This window comes from Nocardiopsis sp. N85, from assembly GCF_028882275.1.
GTDB lineage: Bacteria > Actinomycetota > Actinomycetes > Streptosporangiales > Streptosporangiaceae > Nocardiopsis > Nocardiopsis lambiniae.
The window spans coordinates 1-14,732 of sequence record NZ_JARBUT010000005.1; the positions used below are offsets into that span (position 1 = coordinate 1).

The window sequence follows — 14,732 nt, forward strand, 5'->3', positions numbered from 1 at the left end:
GGTCCTGTGGTCGCCCCGTTCTGGGTGGCGCGTGGCCTTGACGGCCGTCCTCCGCGAAGGAGCAGAGCCGGTAATCGAATGAGAAGACGACCTCTTGGTGTAGCTCGTGGTGCAGGTTGGCCACCCGCTGGCGCCAGCCGTCCCGCTCAGGCAGCGGCGAAAACGTATCCTGCACGGGGTGTCCAGCTCGGGCGGCGGCTGCCAGTCCCCTTGGCCGAGCCTCCCGCAGCTGATCCAGTGCAGGAACTCCCGCCAGAGATCCCGCTCCGAAGCCCACCCGACGAGGTGGGCCTGTTGGGCCAGTTGCCGTCCTACTCGCTCTTCTCCTCCGTTCACTATCCCCCAAGTATCAACAAAAATTTCTTTCTTCGCTGAGGGCTCTGTAGGCGGGCTCTGGTTTAGGTGGCGGACGGGGGCGAAACCACTGACGGGGTTCGGGCAGGTCAGCATGATTCAGATCTACGGCTGCCGACCCGCCATCTCACCCGTTCAAAAATACCTAGGTCAGGATGTTGGGGAGAAAGCCAGCAGGCCATTGAGGTGGATCGTCAGGGTCCCACACCGCTGGAAGGCCGCGAGCTGATTCCACTACGAAATCCTCGCCTTTGAAGTCGCAGTCAATGAAGACCGATGTGGAGAAATCCGCTCCAGTCAAAACTGCCCGTGAGAATTGGCACTCGCGGAATTCTGTTCCCGGGGCGTTGACGTAGCTTAAGTCTGTGCCCGTGAACAGAACTCTCCTGAATCGACAGTTGCCGAGCCAGGACCGTTCCATGAACATGTCCTGCCAGTTACCCGAACCAATCAGAACGTTGACCAGGGTCGCGTCTTTGAGGCTGGCACCGTACAAGGGAATGCCGTCAGCGAACTCGAGTCCGCTGACATCGATGCCGTCGAGATAGGAGTAGCGCAGGTCGATCTGGTCGGATGGCACTTGGGCGAGTCCCAACGCAGTCAAGGTATCGCTGGCCTCTGCGACCGTGCTCCCATCGTCCGGGAGACGAGCACTGAGATGATTAACCAAGGCAGCTATCCCCGCATTTCGATCGGGGTGATCGAGCGGCAACCTCTCAGCGATTAGAGCGATAGCGGCGGAGCGGCGTTCGGCGCTCGACGAAGACAGGTCCTGTGCCAACTCTCCGATCAGCGGAGGTCGCATGCTCTGCGGTTCTTCGGAGGGAAGGAAGTATCCAGCCAGGGAAATACCGGTGACGGTCACAATACCGACCAGGAACGTTCTGCGACCGAGGGGGACACCTCCGCCAACGAAGATCTGTATCAGATGGCCGCCGACCGAACTGTTCTGGACCGACTGTCGATCTTGGCTCCGACTCGGCGGATCGGCGTTCCCGGAGGTCATCGACCGCGTCTCCGCTGGCGGAGGTTCTGCCGGACCTTGCTCTTGGAGACTGTTTGCTGCTCGGCCCCGTGTTGTTCAAGACTCCCACCGACCTCGGTACCGGAGACCGACTGGCGAGATGGCGGGTTCGAGTCCGGCTGGCCGGTGAGTGTCAACCATGCCTGAAGGGCCGCTCCCACCACTACGAGTGCGATCACCGCGGCCAGCCAGGCCAGGTCCCAACGCTGAGTGAGCATGCCTGTGGCGACGTTTATCGCGGCGGCGATGGCAACGGTCGCACCTGCAGCCAAGCCTTGCCGCGTTCTGAAAGCCACCACATCACCCCGAATCCTGTCAGTAAGGGAGCATCCCCTGGGTCATGAGGGAGCAAACCCGCGCCCATGTACCAGACAGAGATCCAGGACGGCCCATCGCGGCCTACGTCATGCACCTCCGAGGCTAGCCAGGGGGCACCGGTAGCCATCTGATGAGCCCCCAACAGGCGCGGAGGCTGGACCGGAGGCTGCGGAGGCTACCGGAGGCTGAGAGTCAAGTTCAGCCTCCGCAACGTTCTCGCAGGTGAGGCTCCGTCTCTCTAGCAGTGCGGAGGCTGCGGAGGCTAGTTCTTCTTACTCTCTAAAAGGTGAAGTACAGCAGGTGCCCCCCAATGGCTAGCCATGGAGGGGGGAGCGCGCTGCCGGGAGCGGGCCTTCGAGGGGGCTCTGGTCGGGTGGCGGACGGGGGGAGCGTCTGGGGCGGTGTTCGGGTAGGTCAGCGCGATTCAGCCCTACGGCCTCCGGAGCCGTGTGCGCAGGTTCGAATCCTGCAGGGGGCACACAAGACGGACCAGCGAATTCACCTCGCTGACCAGGCGATACGGCGTCCTTTGGGGCGCCTTTCGTGTTTCCGGGCCCGTTCCTCCCCCGGACACGCGACGGACGGGACGCGCCGGGGCCCTGCGGCCCCGCACCCGACGGGGCGGGCAGGTGCGCGGGAGTCGCCGATGGGGCGCCACGGGAAGCGGACCGTAGGATGACGGCACCGTGAGGCGACGAGGGGACAACGGAGGGCCTGCGCCGTGAACGAGTCGAGTACGGGTGATCCGCTCCCCGCGGAACCTTCCTGGCGGCCGGTCTCTCGGAGCCGTGCCTACGAGCTCGTGGTCGACCGCGTCGAGGAGCAGATCATCGGCGGGGCGCTCAAGGTGGGCGACCACCTGCCCCCGGAACGCGAACTCGCCGCCTGGCTGGAGGTCAGCCGCGCCGCCGTGCGCGAGGCCATCCGGACCCTGGAGGCGCACGGGGTGGTCCGGTCCTCGGTCGGTTCCGGAAAGGGCGCCGGCACCGTGGTCACCGCGATGCCCAGCGGCGCGCTCACCCGGATGCTGCGCCTGCACGTGGCGCTGACCAGCTTCCCGCTGGTGGACGTCATCGAGGCGCGGGTGATGCTCGAACGCACCAGCGCGGCCCTGGCCGCGCGCGAGGCCGACGCCGGGCACCTGGCGCGGATGCGCGCCCCGTTGGACGCCATGGACGACGTGACCCTCACTCGCGAGGAGTTCAACGAGTTCGACACCCGTTTCCACGTGGCGATCGCCGAGGCCGCCGGGAACCGGCTGGTCTCGGACATGACCATCGCCATCCGCGAGTCGATGAAACAGCAGGTCCTCTCCGGTTTCCGGAGCGCCGGGGACTGGGCGGACCTGGCAGAGGTGCTGCGCGGACACCACCGGGATCTCCTGGAGGCGATCGAGGCGCGCCGGGGCGAACGCGCGGCGGACCTGGTGGAGGAGCACATCCGCTACGCGTACGCGCGGCTGCCGGGGCTGCGGGCCGGCGACCGGTGACACCCCCGAGGGGCGGTGACCGGGTTCAGCCCGCGGCGATGGGCCAGCTCCCGTCGATGACCGCCTCCGGGTCGCGGCCACGGCGCAGGTAGGCCTGGAAGGACGCGGCCTGTTCGGCCTTCCACCCGACCTGGGCGGTGTGCAGCGCGTCCAGGTCCAGGGCGGTGAGCTCCTCGTGGGCCGTTCCGATCCGCCAGGCCAGCCGGGCGGCGGCCAGCGCGTCGGCCGCGGCCCCGTGCGCCTGCCGTTCGTCCAGGGACACGCCGTGGTGGGCGCACACGTCGATGAGCCTGCGGCCGCCCCGCCGGTAGGGGTCGGTGTGCTTGTCGAGCACCAGGGGGTCGATGACCCGCAGGTCCGCCAGGAAGCCGGTGGACAGTCCGTGGCGGTCCAGTTCGGCGGAGAGCAGACCCAGGTCGTAGGGGGCGTTGTAGACCACCACCGGGACCCCGTCGGCGCCGAGCTTCTCCAGGGCGGCGGCGATCTCGGTGACGACCTGCACCGCCGGCCGACCGTGTTCCCGGGCCTGGGCCGTGGTGATGCCGTGGATGGCGGTCGCCTCCTCGGGGATCTCCACACCCGGGTCGGCCAGCCAGGTCCGGGCCTCCTTGGTCCGGGCGGTCGGATCGATCAGCCACAGTGCGGCGGTGACGATCCGGTCGGTGGAGACGTCCAGCCCGGTGGACTCGAAGTCCAGTGCGGCCATGGGGCGGGTGTGCCAGCTCATGTATGCCCTTCCGTTCGCGGTGCAGTCCTATCGTGCCCCCTCTCGATGACGTTCGGTGCCCGATCCCGCCGGGCGGCCGGGCGGCGGCGGCCATGGCGGCGACGCCGAGGACGGTGATGGCCGCTCCGGTCCACGGCGGTGAGGGGCGGCCGGGCCCGGCCGCCCCGGTGTCGAGCGCGGCGATGTCGGCGCACGAGGCGAGCGCGGGCGGACCCCACGACGAATCCGCCGAGGCCGGTGTCGAAGCCCCGGTGGCGGGGGCGTGGAGCGCGAGCGGCGTGGAAGTGCTCCTCGGGGGAGGACGCCCCGTTCCGCGCGCCCTGGTCGCCGGCGCGGCGAAAATAGTTGCACGCGCCTTCTATCTGCGCAAGCTGCTAGCCTTTGCCTCCTGATACCGGGAGGCCGACATGGGCATCGCCGACGACGCCGTCGAGATCCGAGCCCACGGCTGGCGCACCCTCGCCGCCGTGCACGCACTCGTCGAGACCGCCTTGGAGAAGGCGCTCCAAGGCGGGCACGGGATCTCGGTCGTCGAGTACACCGTTCTGGACGCCCTGGACCGCCAGGACGGCCGGCACATGCGGATGCGCCGGCTCGCCCACACCGCCGCCCTGTCCAACAGCGCCACCACGCGCCTGGTCACCCGTTTGGAGGACCGGGGACTGCTCACCCGGGTCCTGTGCGCGGACGACCGGCGGGGCATCCACACCGAGCTCGCCCCGGCCGGCGTGGAACTGCTCGCCGAGGCCCGGCCCACCCACGACCGGGTGCTGCGCGGAGCGCTCGACGAGGCCGGGGCCACGCCGGAACTGGCCCCCCTGGTGGGCGCCCTGCGTGCTCTGGAGCCCCGTCCGAGCCGCTGAGACCCGTTGTCCACAGGGGACCCGGTCCCTCTGGTGCGCCCGGTCCGCGCGACCTAGTTTGGACACATGAAATTCCTGGTACGCGAACGCGTCTTCGACATCGGTGACGACTACTGGGTCACCGACGAGAACGACCGCAAGGTCTACCTCGTCGATGGCAAGGCCCTGCGCATCCGTACGACCTTCGAACTACAGGACATCGAGGGCAACGTCCTCACCACCATCCGCCGCAAACTGTTCAAGGTGCGCGACCAGATGCGCATCGAGCGCGACGGCAGGACCGTGGCCACCGTGCGCGAGCGGTTCTTCGACCCCCTCAAGGAGAAGCTCATCGTGGAGATGGAGGACGCCCCCGACTGGGAGGTCACCGGCGACTTCTTCGGCAAGGAGTACGTGATCTCCGACGAGCACGGCACCGTCGCGCACATCTCCCGCAAGTGGTTCCGCGTCCGCGACACCTACGCGGTGGACGTCAACACCCACCGGTCCGACATCGGCGGCGACCCGGCCCTGGCGATCAGCGTCGCCGTCGCGGTGGACACCCTCACCCGCGACGACAAGGACGACAAGGGTGAGAAGGACGACGACTGACCAGGCGGGTCGGCCCCCCGAGGTCGGGCCCCCACCCGCTCGGCCCGACCTCGCCCAAGCCGCTTGACATCCATAGGAGCGTCCTCCGAGGGAGCGTCCGGGCGCGGAGCCCACTGAACCGGGTCGCCGCCCGGGGCCGTCCGGCGGACCGGACGGCCCCGGGGCCCGCCGCTCCGCGGGAATCCCCGGCCGTGCACGGGGACCCCGCGCACGGCTCCGGCCGCCGAGGCCGGTCTCAGGTGTCGCGGCGGACGAACAGCACCGCGGCGAGCAGCCACACGGCCAGCACCCGGGCCCGCCATCACCGCTCCGCCCTCGATGGCGGCCAGGGGGTGTTCTGGAATCCGTCCAGCGCGAACATCTGTGCTCCGGTCCGGTCGGGGAGGTAGTCCGCCAGACCGGTGAGCATCGAGAGGTGGAAGGACAGTGCCATCGCGATCAGCACGACCATCGACACCGCCGTGTTGCGCACGACCGCGGTGAGACCCGCGGACAGCAGGGCGAGGGGCACCCGGTAGACGACGGCGCCGGCCATCGCGTCCAGCACCTCCGACTCCGGGAGTCGGTCCGTGGGCAGGCCGTGCTCCCCCAGCCCGATCTGGGTGGCGGTGAACGAGGCGACCACGGTGACCGCGGCCACGGCAAGGGCGGCGGCCGCCGGTACCACGGCCTTGCCTCCCAGCGGGCGCGGCCGTCCGGGCACGGCGAGCAGCGCGGTGCGGATCTGCCCGCCGCGGTACTCGGTGCCCACCGCCAGAGCGCCCAGGGTCACCATTACGACCTGCCCGTAGGAGACGGGCGTCGAACCCGCTCGACTCGGGGGTGAAACCGGCCACGATCAGCTCCGGACGGTGGGTCGGCGCATCGCCGACCGACCAGGCGGACAGCCACGCGAGTCCGATGCTGAGGAGCGGGGTCGCCGGCATCGTGAGCACGGGGGCGGTCAGGGCGCCGAGCTCGTACGCCTCGGCGCGGACGACGGCGAGCACCGGTCGCCCTCGGTGAGCGCGAAGAACGCCTCCTCCAGGGAGGGGTGGGCCGCGGTGACCTCGCCGGGCGTGTGGGAGACGATGTCGTGGACCTCTCCGGCCAGGTGCAGCCGCTCACGGGTACGCGCCTCGGCCGCGACCGCCTCGACGGCGCGCCGCTCCTGCTGGTGGCGTTCCCGGACCGAGCGCCCCAGCAGCCACGACGGTCCCATGAGCACCGCACCCGTCACCAGGGCGGGAAGAGGCCCCTCCTCCAGGGGTCGCCGACGGAGACCGGGATCAGCACCGCGACCAGCAGGTACATCCCGTGCCGGGGTCGTGTCCTCACCCGGTCGGCGGTCAGGGCCCGGAGGTACAGCGCCCAGGCCGCGGGCAACAGCGGGAACGCCCCCGGCCGGCGAACGCCGCGACCAGCCCGGCCGCGGTCACGGTCACGGTGAAGGCGGCCGGGGGCAGCCGCCGGCGCAGGAGGATTCCGAGCGCGCAGATCCCGACCACGGCGGCGTGCGCCCAGGCCGCGGGGCGGAGGAGGCCCCGGCGGGGAGCACCTCGGGCAGAGGAACAGGTGGCCCAGGGCGACCGCACCGTCCAGGGCGTACCGGCGGGGCGTGGCCCCGTCCTCGGCCCGGAGTTCGGTCCAGTGCCGGCCGGTCACCCGGTCGGCACGATCAGGTCCCGTTCCCAGGGCAGGAAGGGTTCTCGGCGGCTGTGCAGGACCGGCCGCGGGGGCCGGTCCTCGGCGACGCAGCGGGAGAGTTCCAGTGCGGCCATCTCCCCCGTCGTGTGGAAGGCCCGCGGAGTGGAGTCCTCACCGTGCCAGCGGGCGTCGACCAGTCGCACGAGGGCTTCCAGCGGTGGCGTCGCGGTCCCCTCCGACCAGGCCGACCGGACGCCGTCGGCGAAGGCCGCGACGAGCTCGCCGGGCATCCGTTCACCGCGGGGCCCGTGAGGGGGGACGGCGGCGACGAAGACGAACCCGTCCGGGGTCCCTGCGGGCAAGGGCTCGGCTTCCGCCCAGGCCACGGCGAAGTGTCCGCCGCAACTCTGGAGGACGTTGCGGACGTAGACGCCCGAGACCGGGCGTATCAGGGGTGTGCGGCTCTGGGAGGGCACGTGGCCCCTCCTTCCGGCGGGCTGACTCCGACGATTCCGATGAGGTCGTCTTTCCCGATCAAGGCACCGAAGATACCTTTTCGTCCCTTCGTCGTCCGAACCGGGACCGAAGCCGGTCACGTCCGGGCCGGAATCGGCCGACACCCGGTCGTGTCAGTACCCGGTCGCGCCGTCGATACGTTCGCGCAGCAGGTCCGCGTGGCCGTTGTGGCGGGCGTACTCGCCGATCAGCTTCACCAGGATGACCCGCAGTTGCGTGGGTCCGCCGTGGACGGCGTCGGCCCCGAGGTCGTCGAGCGAGGAGGCCGCCGTGATCTCCCGTGAGCGCTCGACCTCGGCGCGCCATCGGGCGAGCGCCTCGACCGGGTCCCCGGACAGGTCCTCGAAGTCCTGGTCGGGGTCGTCGTCGGAGTAGTGGAGCATCGGCACCTCCTCGCCGGCGAAGCGGATGCGCAGCCACCACCGCTCCCCCCCGGCCAGGTGGCGGATCAGGCCGTGCAGGCTCAACGTGGAGGGCGGCACCGCCCGCCGGGAGAGCGGTTCGGCGGCGAGCCCTGCGCACTTGGCCTCGAAGGTGGTGCGGTGCCAGTCGAGGTGGGTGGTCAGCACCTCCCTTTCGCTCCCGTGCGGGGGCGGGGACGGCCGGTCCGCGTCGATGCGGGGGGAGAGGTTCCTCTCGGGGATGCGTGTCATCCCCCCATCCTTTCCCAGGGCACCGACGATCACCCGACCGGTGGACCGGCGGCCCGTCGTGGTTCGGCCGCGCGCCCGCCGTGGTGCCGGGCCGGCGCGCATGCCGCAGACCGTCGGGGGAACAGGAAAAGGCGCACGAAAGAGGATGAATCGGATGCTCGGGATAGGGGGCCGTCGCGAGATCGGTCGGCTACCCGTCGACGACCCCGGGCGCGGCGTTGGTCTCCCCGGTCGCCCCGCCGGTGACCCTGATCCTGGTGGCCACGCCCCGGTGGGCGGGCCGGGGCCGTTCCCGTCGCGCCTCTGGGCGCGGACCGGCACGGAGGACGGGCCGCCCGACCGCCGGGCTCACCCGCCCCGGAGCCCGCGCCGGCACCGGAAGCGGATCCGCGCCGCCCGTGGCGGTCGCCCTCGACCCCGCGCCTCACCCGCCGGCTCCCCCGTGTCCGCCCTGCTCGGCGTCCCCCTCGGTCTGCTCGGCCCGTGCGCCGCGCTGCTGCCGGTGAGCGCCCTCCGGTACCCGTTCCGGTGGGCGCTGCCGGGGGGCACGCGGTTCCTGTGGATGCGGGTGGCCGACCCGGCCACGGCCGTGCTCGCGACTTCGGTGGAGATCGTCCTCGGGCTGTTCCCGCTGCGTTGGGCGGTGATCCCCGCGGCGCGTGTGCACGCCCGGCTCACCCTGGCCCGGCTCCTCCCCTCCCGGGCGGAGCCGCTCGCGGCCCGGGAGGGCGGGGCGGGTCGCTCCCGGGCCGACGGCGCGGACCCCCCTCACGCGGACCGGTGAGGGTGCGGTCCGGTCAGTTCGCGCCCTCCCGCACGACGTCCTCCCGGGCGGAGCGGCGGGCCAGGAGGACACCCGTGGCGGCGGCGGTGAAGAACATGAGCACGCCGTAGACCGCGGAGGGGATGGCGATCTCCGTGCTGTTGAGCAGCGCCGGGCTGAGGGCGATGGCCAGGGACAGCGTGGTGTTGTGCAGACCGATCTCCATGCAGGAGGCGATGGACTCGGGGCGACCGGTGCCGATCAGGCGCGGCGCCCAGTAGCCGATGACGAGGCCGGCGATGTTGAACAGCAACACCATGAGGCCCACCGACACGATGTAATCGCCGATGTTGTCCAGTTCCTGGTAGACGGCGACGGCGATGACGCCGAACAGCACGAACACCGAGGCGATCTTGACGGGCTTCTCCATGCGCAGCGCGAAGGACTCCGCCTTCGCCCTGATGAGCATGCCGATGGCGACGGGGATGAGGATGATCGCGAAGACCTGGAGGACCTTGTCCGCCTGGAGGCCGAGGGTGTCGCCGTCGCTCATGAAGTAGGCCAGCGACAGGTTGGTGATGAGCGGCAGGGTCACCATCGCGGTGAGGGAGTTGAGCGCCGTCAGCGAGATGTTGAGGGCGACGTTGCCGCGGAACAGGTGGCTGTACAGGCTCGCGGTGGTGCCGCCGGGCGAGGCGGCCAGCAGCATCATGCCGACCGCGAGGGCGGGCGGCGGCTGGAAGAGCAGGACCAGGCCGAAGCAGATCAGCGGCAGCAGGATGATCTGGCAACCGAGGATGAGCGCCACGGTGCCCGGGACCCGGATCAGTCGGGTGAAGTCCGCGAGGGTCAGGCTGAGGCCCAGGCCCAGCATGATGATGGCCAGCGCGGCGGGCAGCGCGATCGTGGCGATGGTGGAGTCCAAGGGTGTCGGCTCCTCGTGGTCGGGCCGCGGGGGACGCGGCTCGTGGTCGGGGGATCGCCTTCGACGGCGAATGCGGGGGCGCGGCGGGTGGACGCGACCCGATCGCGCCTTGCGGTGATATGCGTCACACCCGACCTACTGGCCGGTATGTTCCCATGTCGTGGGCGGACATGACAAGACCCCGGTGGGGGACCGGGGTCGGGTGGGACGGGCGCAGCGGACGGGCTCGGAGGGACGAACGGGGGCCGTGGGACGACCGGTACGGGTTCAGGCGGCGGGCCAGGAACTGCCGGTCATGTCGTAGGCCAGGTGGAACCACACCTTGCGGATGCTGGGATGGCCGTTGTCGCCCCAGGTGGTGGCGAAGCTGTCGACGAGGGCCAGGCCGCGGCCGTTCTCCGCGGTGAGCCGGTCTCCCGTGGGCGGCACCGGGACCAGCGGCCCGTCCCCACCGCCCAGGGACCGGGCGGGCGTCCCGTTGTCGCGGCAGACCAGGGTCAGCCCGGTGACGTTGCGCGCCACCCGCAGGACGAAGGTCTGCCCCTCCTCCCCCGACCTGCTGTGCCGGATCGCGTTGGTCGCCAGCTCCGTGCCCAGCAGCGCGAACACGTAGCGGAAGTCGCTGTCGCGGGTGGCCGCGCAGGTGTCCAGGAAGGCGCGGGCCAGGGGGATGCTCGCGGGCTCGCCGGAGAACTCCCAGTGGCGTTTGGTGAAGGGCACCGGCGGGCGCCCGTTGAAGTAGTGCCGGTACTCGTCCGGAACACCCGTGAGGACGCTGTCCTCGGCCTCGGCCAGGGCGGGCACGGCAACGAGTGAGGGCATGGATGACTCCTTCGGCGGGGCGGCTCAGTGGGCAGGCGAACCGTGGGAGGGGGCGGCTGCGGGAGTGTCCGGATCGCCGCGGGGGACGGGGCGGCGCGGGACCGGTATGACCATACGCGATCCGCCCCCCCTGGGACAGGGGATGTCGGTGTGGCGCGTTCCTCCAGCGTCACCGGGCACCCCTCCGGAGGCCGCCGCCCCTCCCGTCCGCGCCCTTCCGTCCGCGCCCTTCCGGTCCATGCCCTCCGGTCCGCCCCCTTCCGTCCGCGCCCGTCAGACCGACGCCGCCAGCGCCTCCTCGGCCGCCTTCTCCGCCTTCGCCCTGTCCTCGTCCACCAAGGCGATACGGGTGCGCCGGGCCAACAGGTCGTCCACGTCCAGGGCGCCCTCGTGACGGACCCCGAACCGGAGTTCCGCCCCGGTGACGCCGGCGGCGATCGGCTCCGACAGGGTCGGGTCGTCGTCGGCCTCGGCCAGGACGGCGAGCGCCTCGGTCCCGTAGCGGGCGACCAGCCGTCGCGGTGCCGCCAGGGCGTCGAGCCCCTCCCTGGACGCGGCGCCGACCAGGGGCAGGGAGCGGGTCCGGCAGGGACCCGCGGGCATCCGGTGCCGGTCGACCACGGTGTCCACGGCCTTCTCCGCCATCGCCCGGTAGGTGGTGAGTTTGCCGCCGACGACGGTGACCATGCCGTTGGGGGCGACCGTCACGGAGTGCTCGCGGGACAGGTCGGAGCTGACGCCGTCGCCGTGCAGGAGGGGGCGCAGCCCCGCGAACGCGCCGATGACGTCCTCGCGGCGGAGCGGGACCCGCAGGGCCCGGTTGACCTGTTCCAGCAGGAAGTCGACGTCCTGCGCCGGGACCTCGGGGATCCGGGGCGCGGGCCCCTCCACGGGTTCGTCGGTGAGTCCGAGGAAGATCCGCCCGTCCGGTTGGGGCAGGGCGAACACGAACCGGGCGGCGCCGCCCTCCACCGGGACGGTGAGCGCCACCTTGGGATGCCCCAGGACGGCGCCGTCGAGCACCAGGTGGCTTCCCCTGCTGGGGCTGAGCCGGATGCCGGGGTCGAGGTGGTCGGCGTGGACGCCGGTGGCGTTGACGACGGCGCGCGGCCGCAGGGGCACCAGACGGCCGGTGATCTCGTCGCGCAGGACGACGCCGTCGGCGGTGACGTTCTCGGCCGAGCAGCGGGTGATGACGCGGGTGCCCAGCCCCGCGGCGGTGCGTGCCAGCGCCAGGACGAGGCGGGCGTCGTCGATGAGCTGGCCGTCGAAGGACAGGACGCCGCCGAGCAGTCCTTCGGGGTCCACCCCGGGCAGCAGTCGCCGGGTGCGGCGGGCGTCGAGCAGGCGAGGTCGGGGCAGCACGGAGTCGGGGGTGCCCGCGAGGCGGCGGAGCACGTCGCCCAGGCCCATGCCGGCGCGGGCGAGCAGTCCGCCCATCGGCCCGGCGAGGTCGCGGTGGACGGGAACGACCATCGGCAGGGGCCGCACCAGGTGGGGGGCGGTGACCCGCATGAGGACGTCGCGTTCGCGGGCGCTCTCGTAGGCGATGCCGATCTGTCCCCTGGCGAGGTAGCGCAGACCGCCGTGCACCAGTTTCGAACTCCACCGGCTGGTACCGAAGGCCAGGTCGTGGCGTTCGACGAGCACGGTGGACAACCCGCGGGAGACGGCGTCCAGGGCCACGCCGGCACCGGTCACGCCCCCTCCGACGACCAGGACGTCGACCCGGGGGCCGGCCTCCAGCGCGGCCAGATCGGCGCTCCGACGGGCTGCGTTCAGGGAGGTGCTGGTGCTCATGCGAGCGGTCCTTTCCTGGGGATGTGCGAAGGGCGGGGGTCGGTCAGGGGGCCAGGTATCCGTCGACGAGGGTCGCGAGTTCGTCCACGATCGCCTCCTCGTCCAGGAGGTCGGCGAACAGGTGGCGTGAGGTGACGGTGTTCTGCGCGGTGACCAGGACCAGGCGGGCCAGGACGCGCGGGTCCCCCGAACGGATCGAACCGTCCGCCTGGCCTTGGGAGACCGCGGGTTCGAGGATCTCCAGGGCGGAGTGGTGACTCGCGCCCAGCCGCTGGAACGTGTAGGTGGTCATGAGTTCGGGTTCGGTGTCGACGATCCGGGTGAAGAGCGGATGGCGCAGCATCGCCCTGGCCACACCGGCCACGTGCAGAACGAGGCGGACCCGCACGCTCTCGTCGGCGAGGTCGTGCTCGTCGGCCATCTCCTCGTCGAGGAGGATCCGCCGCAGTTCCCGGGTGAGCAGGTCGGCGACGAGCGCGGTGACGTCGGGCCAGCGCCGGTAGACGGTCGGCCGGCTGACCCCGGCGCGACGGGCGACGTCGGTCAGCGTGGTGCGGCGCACCCCGAAGTCCACGACGCAGGCCCGGGCCGCGTCGAGGATCTGATCTTCAACGTTACGTTTTGACGCCATGTGTAAAACTGTAGAGCATGGCTGACGACACCACACCCCGCACCTCCCCCGAGATGAGCTGGTTCGCCTGGGGCGATCCGGCCAAGGCCCGGGAACTCGACCCCGGCCTGCGCGATCTCATCGCCCAGGTGCTCCGCGCCCGGTTCACCGAACGCCCCCCTGTCGCCGAGGAGCGGGTGGAACTTCCGCCCGCCGCCCTGACCGGCCCGGACCGCGCCGCCCTGTCCGCCGTGGTCGGCGAGGAGCACGTCGTCGACGACGCGGCCTCCCGGCTGCGTCATTCCGGTGGCAAGAGCACCCCCGACCTGCTGCTGCGCCGGGCCGGCCGGGCCGACCCCGCGCCCGACGCGGTCCTGTACCCGGCCGACCACGACGAGGTCCAACGTCTGCTGGAGGTGTGCTCGGCACGGCGGATCGCGGTGGTGCCCTTCGGAGGCGGCACCAGCGTCGTGGGCGGACTGACGCCGTTGCGGGGCCGCTTCGACGCGGTCGTCGCGCTGGACCTGCGCCGACTGGACCGACTGGTCTCCCTGGACGCCACCTCGATGACCGCCGTCCTGGGCGCGGGTGTGCGCGGTCCGCACGCCGAGCGGCTCCTGGCCGAGCACGGCCTGATGCTGGGGCACCTGCCGCAGAGCCACGAGTACGCGACCATCGGCGGATACGCGGCGACGCGTTCCAGCGGTCAGGCCTCCTCCGGGTACGGTCGGTTCGAGGACATGGTGGTGTCGTTGCGCGCGGCCACTCCGCGCGGGACCCTGGAGGCGGGCGGGGTCCCGGCGTCGGCGGCCGGCCCGGACCTGCGCCGCTTGCTGATCGGCTCGGAGGGGACCCTCGGTGTGATCACCGAGGTCGGTCTGCGGGTGCGACCCGTACCGGAGACCGTCCTGGACGAGGCCTGGTCGTTCCCCGACTTCGCCACGGGGGTGGACGCCCTGCGCGCCCTGGCCCAGTCCGACACCCGCCCCACGATGGCGCGGATCCTCGACGAGTCCGAGACGTTCGTGGGCGCCGCGATGGGCGGTCGGGCGGCGCAGCCCGGCTGCCAGGCCGTCCTCGGTTTCGAGGGTTCCGAGGCCGAGGTCGCGGCCCGGTCCGCGGTGGTCCGCGAGGTGCTCGTCCGGGCGGGTGGAACCCCGTCGGGTCCCGAACCGGTGGCCCACTGGCGGGAGAACCGCTTCTCCTCCCCCTACCTGCGCGACACCCTGTTGTCGGCGGGCATCCTCGCCGAGACCCTGGAGACCGCGGCGACCTGGACCGATCTGCTGCCGCTGTACGCGGCCGTCACGCGCGCCCTGACCGGGGCCTTGGAGGGGGACGAGGGCGGTGTCGTGGTGATGTGCCACGTGTCGCACACCTACCCGACGGGTGCGTCCCTGTACTTCACCGTGGCGACGGCGGCGGGCGCGGACCCGTTGGCCCGGTGGGAGGGCGCCAAGCGCGCCGCCTCCGACGCGATCGTGGCGCACGGCGGCACCATCACCCACCATCACGCGGTGGGCACCGATCACCGGCCGTGGATGGCCGAGGAGATCGGTCCGCTGGGCGTGGAGGTGCTGCGGTCGGTGAAGGCGGCGCTGGACCCGGAGGGCGTGCTCAACCCGGGCAAGCTCATCCCCTGAGGGAGGGG

General features: G+C 71.6%; 17 protein-coding genes. 6 read left to right on the forward strand and 11 right to left on the reverse strand.

Features of this window, described 5'->3' with window-relative positions; genetic code table 11:
• Positions 1–499 precede the first annotated feature (499 nt).
• Positions 500–1,219: a pentapeptide repeat-containing protein gene (locus PWG71_RS08930; RefSeq protein ID WP_274809108.1), complete on the reverse strand. Its 720-nt coding sequence runs from the start codon at positions 1,217–1,219 to the stop codon at positions 500–502.
• 1,198 nt (positions 1,220–2,417) lie between these two features.
• Here PWG71_RS08930 and PWG71_RS08935 point away from each other — a divergent pair.
• On the forward strand, positions 2,418–3,185 hold the full coding sequence (locus PWG71_RS08935) for a FadR/GntR family transcriptional regulator (protein WP_274809110.1): 768 nt from the start codon (positions 2,418–2,420) through the stop codon (positions 3,183–3,185).
• Positions 3,186–3,210: 25 nt separating this feature from the next.
• On the opposite strand, the gene PWG71_RS08940 is transcribed toward PWG71_RS08935, so the two are convergent.
• Positions 3,211–3,912 carry an exonuclease domain-containing protein gene (locus PWG71_RS08940; protein WP_274809111.1) on the reverse strand — a complete coding sequence of 234 codons (702 nt, stop codon included), beginning with the start codon at positions 3,910–3,912 and terminating at the stop codon, positions 3,211–3,213.
• 116 nt (positions 3,913–4,028) lie between these two features.
• On the opposite strand from PWG71_RS08940, the gene PWG71_RS08945 reads away from it, so the two are divergent.
• The 3 genes from PWG71_RS08945 to PWG71_RS08955 all read left to right on the forward strand — a co-directional run bounded on the left by PWG71_RS08945 (position 4,029) and on the right by PWG71_RS08955 (position 5,366).
• Positions 4,029–4,304: a hypothetical protein gene (locus PWG71_RS08945; protein WP_274809112.1), complete on the forward strand. Its 276-nt coding sequence runs from the start codon at positions 4,029–4,031 to the stop codon at positions 4,302–4,304.
• Positions 4,305–4,319: 15 nt separating this feature from the next.
• Positions 4,320–4,775: a MarR family winged helix-turn-helix transcriptional regulator gene (locus tag PWG71_RS08950; RefSeq protein ID WP_274809113.1), complete on the forward strand. Its 456-nt coding sequence runs from the start codon at positions 4,320–4,322 to the stop codon at positions 4,773–4,775.
• 66 nt (positions 4,776–4,841) lie between these two features.
• Complete coding sequence (locus tag PWG71_RS08955; protein WP_274809114.1) at positions 4,842–5,366, forward strand: LURP-one-related/scramblase family protein; 525 nt, start codon at positions 4,842–4,844, stop codon at positions 5,364–5,366.
• A gap of 301 nt (positions 5,367–5,667) precedes the next feature.
• Here the strand turns inward: PWG71_RS08955 and PWG71_RS08960 are convergent, their stop codons facing one another.
• From PWG71_RS08960 to PWG71_RS08980, 5 genes are all read right to left on the reverse strand, one after another.
• Positions 5,668–6,141, reverse strand: coding sequence for a hypothetical protein (locus tag PWG71_RS08960; protein WP_274809115.1), 474 nt, complete (start codon positions 6,139–6,141; stop codon positions 5,668–5,670).
• 168 nt (positions 6,142–6,309) lie between these two features.
• Entirely contained in the window at positions 6,310–6,567 is a 258-nt protein-coding gene (locus PWG71_RS08965) for a hypothetical protein (RefSeq protein ID WP_274809116.1), read from the reverse strand.
• 14 nt (positions 6,568–6,581) lie between these two features.
• Complete coding sequence (locus PWG71_RS08970; RefSeq protein ID WP_274809117.1) at positions 6,582–6,731, reverse strand: hypothetical protein; 150 nt, start codon at positions 6,729–6,731, stop codon at positions 6,582–6,584.
• Between the two features lie 275 nt (positions 6,732–7,006).
• Complete coding sequence (locus tag PWG71_RS08975) at positions 7,007–7,468, reverse strand: hypothetical protein (RefSeq protein ID WP_274809118.1); 462 nt, start codon at positions 7,466–7,468, stop codon at positions 7,007–7,009.
• Between the two features lie 153 nt (positions 7,469–7,621).
• Positions 7,622–8,161, reverse strand: a complete 540-nt coding sequence (locus tag PWG71_RS08980; protein WP_274809119.1) for a DinB family protein — start codon at positions 8,159–8,161, stop codon at positions 7,622–7,624.
• Positions 8,162–8,603: 442 nt separating this feature from the next.
• On the opposite strand from PWG71_RS08980, the gene PWG71_RS08985 reads away from it, so the two are divergent.
• A complete protein-coding gene (locus PWG71_RS08985) occupies positions 8,604–8,945 on the forward strand; it encodes a hypothetical protein (protein ID WP_274809120.1) in 342 nt (113 codons plus the stop codon).
• Positions 8,946–8,958: 13 nt separating this feature from the next.
• Here PWG71_RS08985 and PWG71_RS08990 read toward each other — a convergent pair whose 3' ends face one another.
• The 4 genes from PWG71_RS08990 to PWG71_RS09005 all read right to left on the reverse strand — a co-directional run bounded on the left by PWG71_RS08990 (position 8,959) and on the right by PWG71_RS09005 (position 13,102).
• Positions 8,959–9,849: a bile acid:sodium symporter family protein gene (locus PWG71_RS08990; RefSeq protein ID WP_274809121.1), complete on the reverse strand. Its 891-nt coding sequence runs from the start codon at positions 9,847–9,849 to the stop codon at positions 8,959–8,961.
• 267 nt (positions 9,850–10,116) lie between these two features.
• Positions 10,117–10,671, reverse strand: a complete 555-nt coding sequence (locus PWG71_RS08995; protein ID WP_274809122.1) for an ATP-binding protein — start codon at positions 10,669–10,671, stop codon at positions 10,117–10,119.
• Positions 10,672–10,944: 273 nt separating this feature from the next.
• Positions 10,945–12,471 carry a glycerol-3-phosphate dehydrogenase/oxidase gene (locus tag PWG71_RS09000; protein WP_274809123.1) on the reverse strand — a complete coding sequence of 509 codons (1,527 nt, stop codon included), beginning with the start codon at positions 12,469–12,471 and terminating at the stop codon, positions 10,945–10,947.
• A gap of 43 nt (positions 12,472–12,514) precedes the next feature.
• Positions 12,515–13,102, reverse strand: coding sequence for a TetR/AcrR family transcriptional regulator (locus tag PWG71_RS09005; protein ID WP_274809124.1), 588 nt, complete (start codon positions 13,100–13,102; stop codon positions 12,515–12,517).
• A 17-nt stretch (positions 13,103–13,119) separates the two neighbouring features.
• Here PWG71_RS09005 and PWG71_RS09010 point away from each other — a divergent pair, with 17 nt between their 5' ends.
• The gene (locus PWG71_RS09010) at positions 13,120–14,724 is read left to right on the forward strand and encodes an FAD-binding oxidoreductase (protein ID WP_274809125.1); all 1,605 of its coding nucleotides are present in this window, start codon (positions 13,120–13,122) and stop codon (positions 14,722–14,724) included.
• The last annotated feature ends 8 nt before the right edge of the window (positions 14,725–14,732 follow it).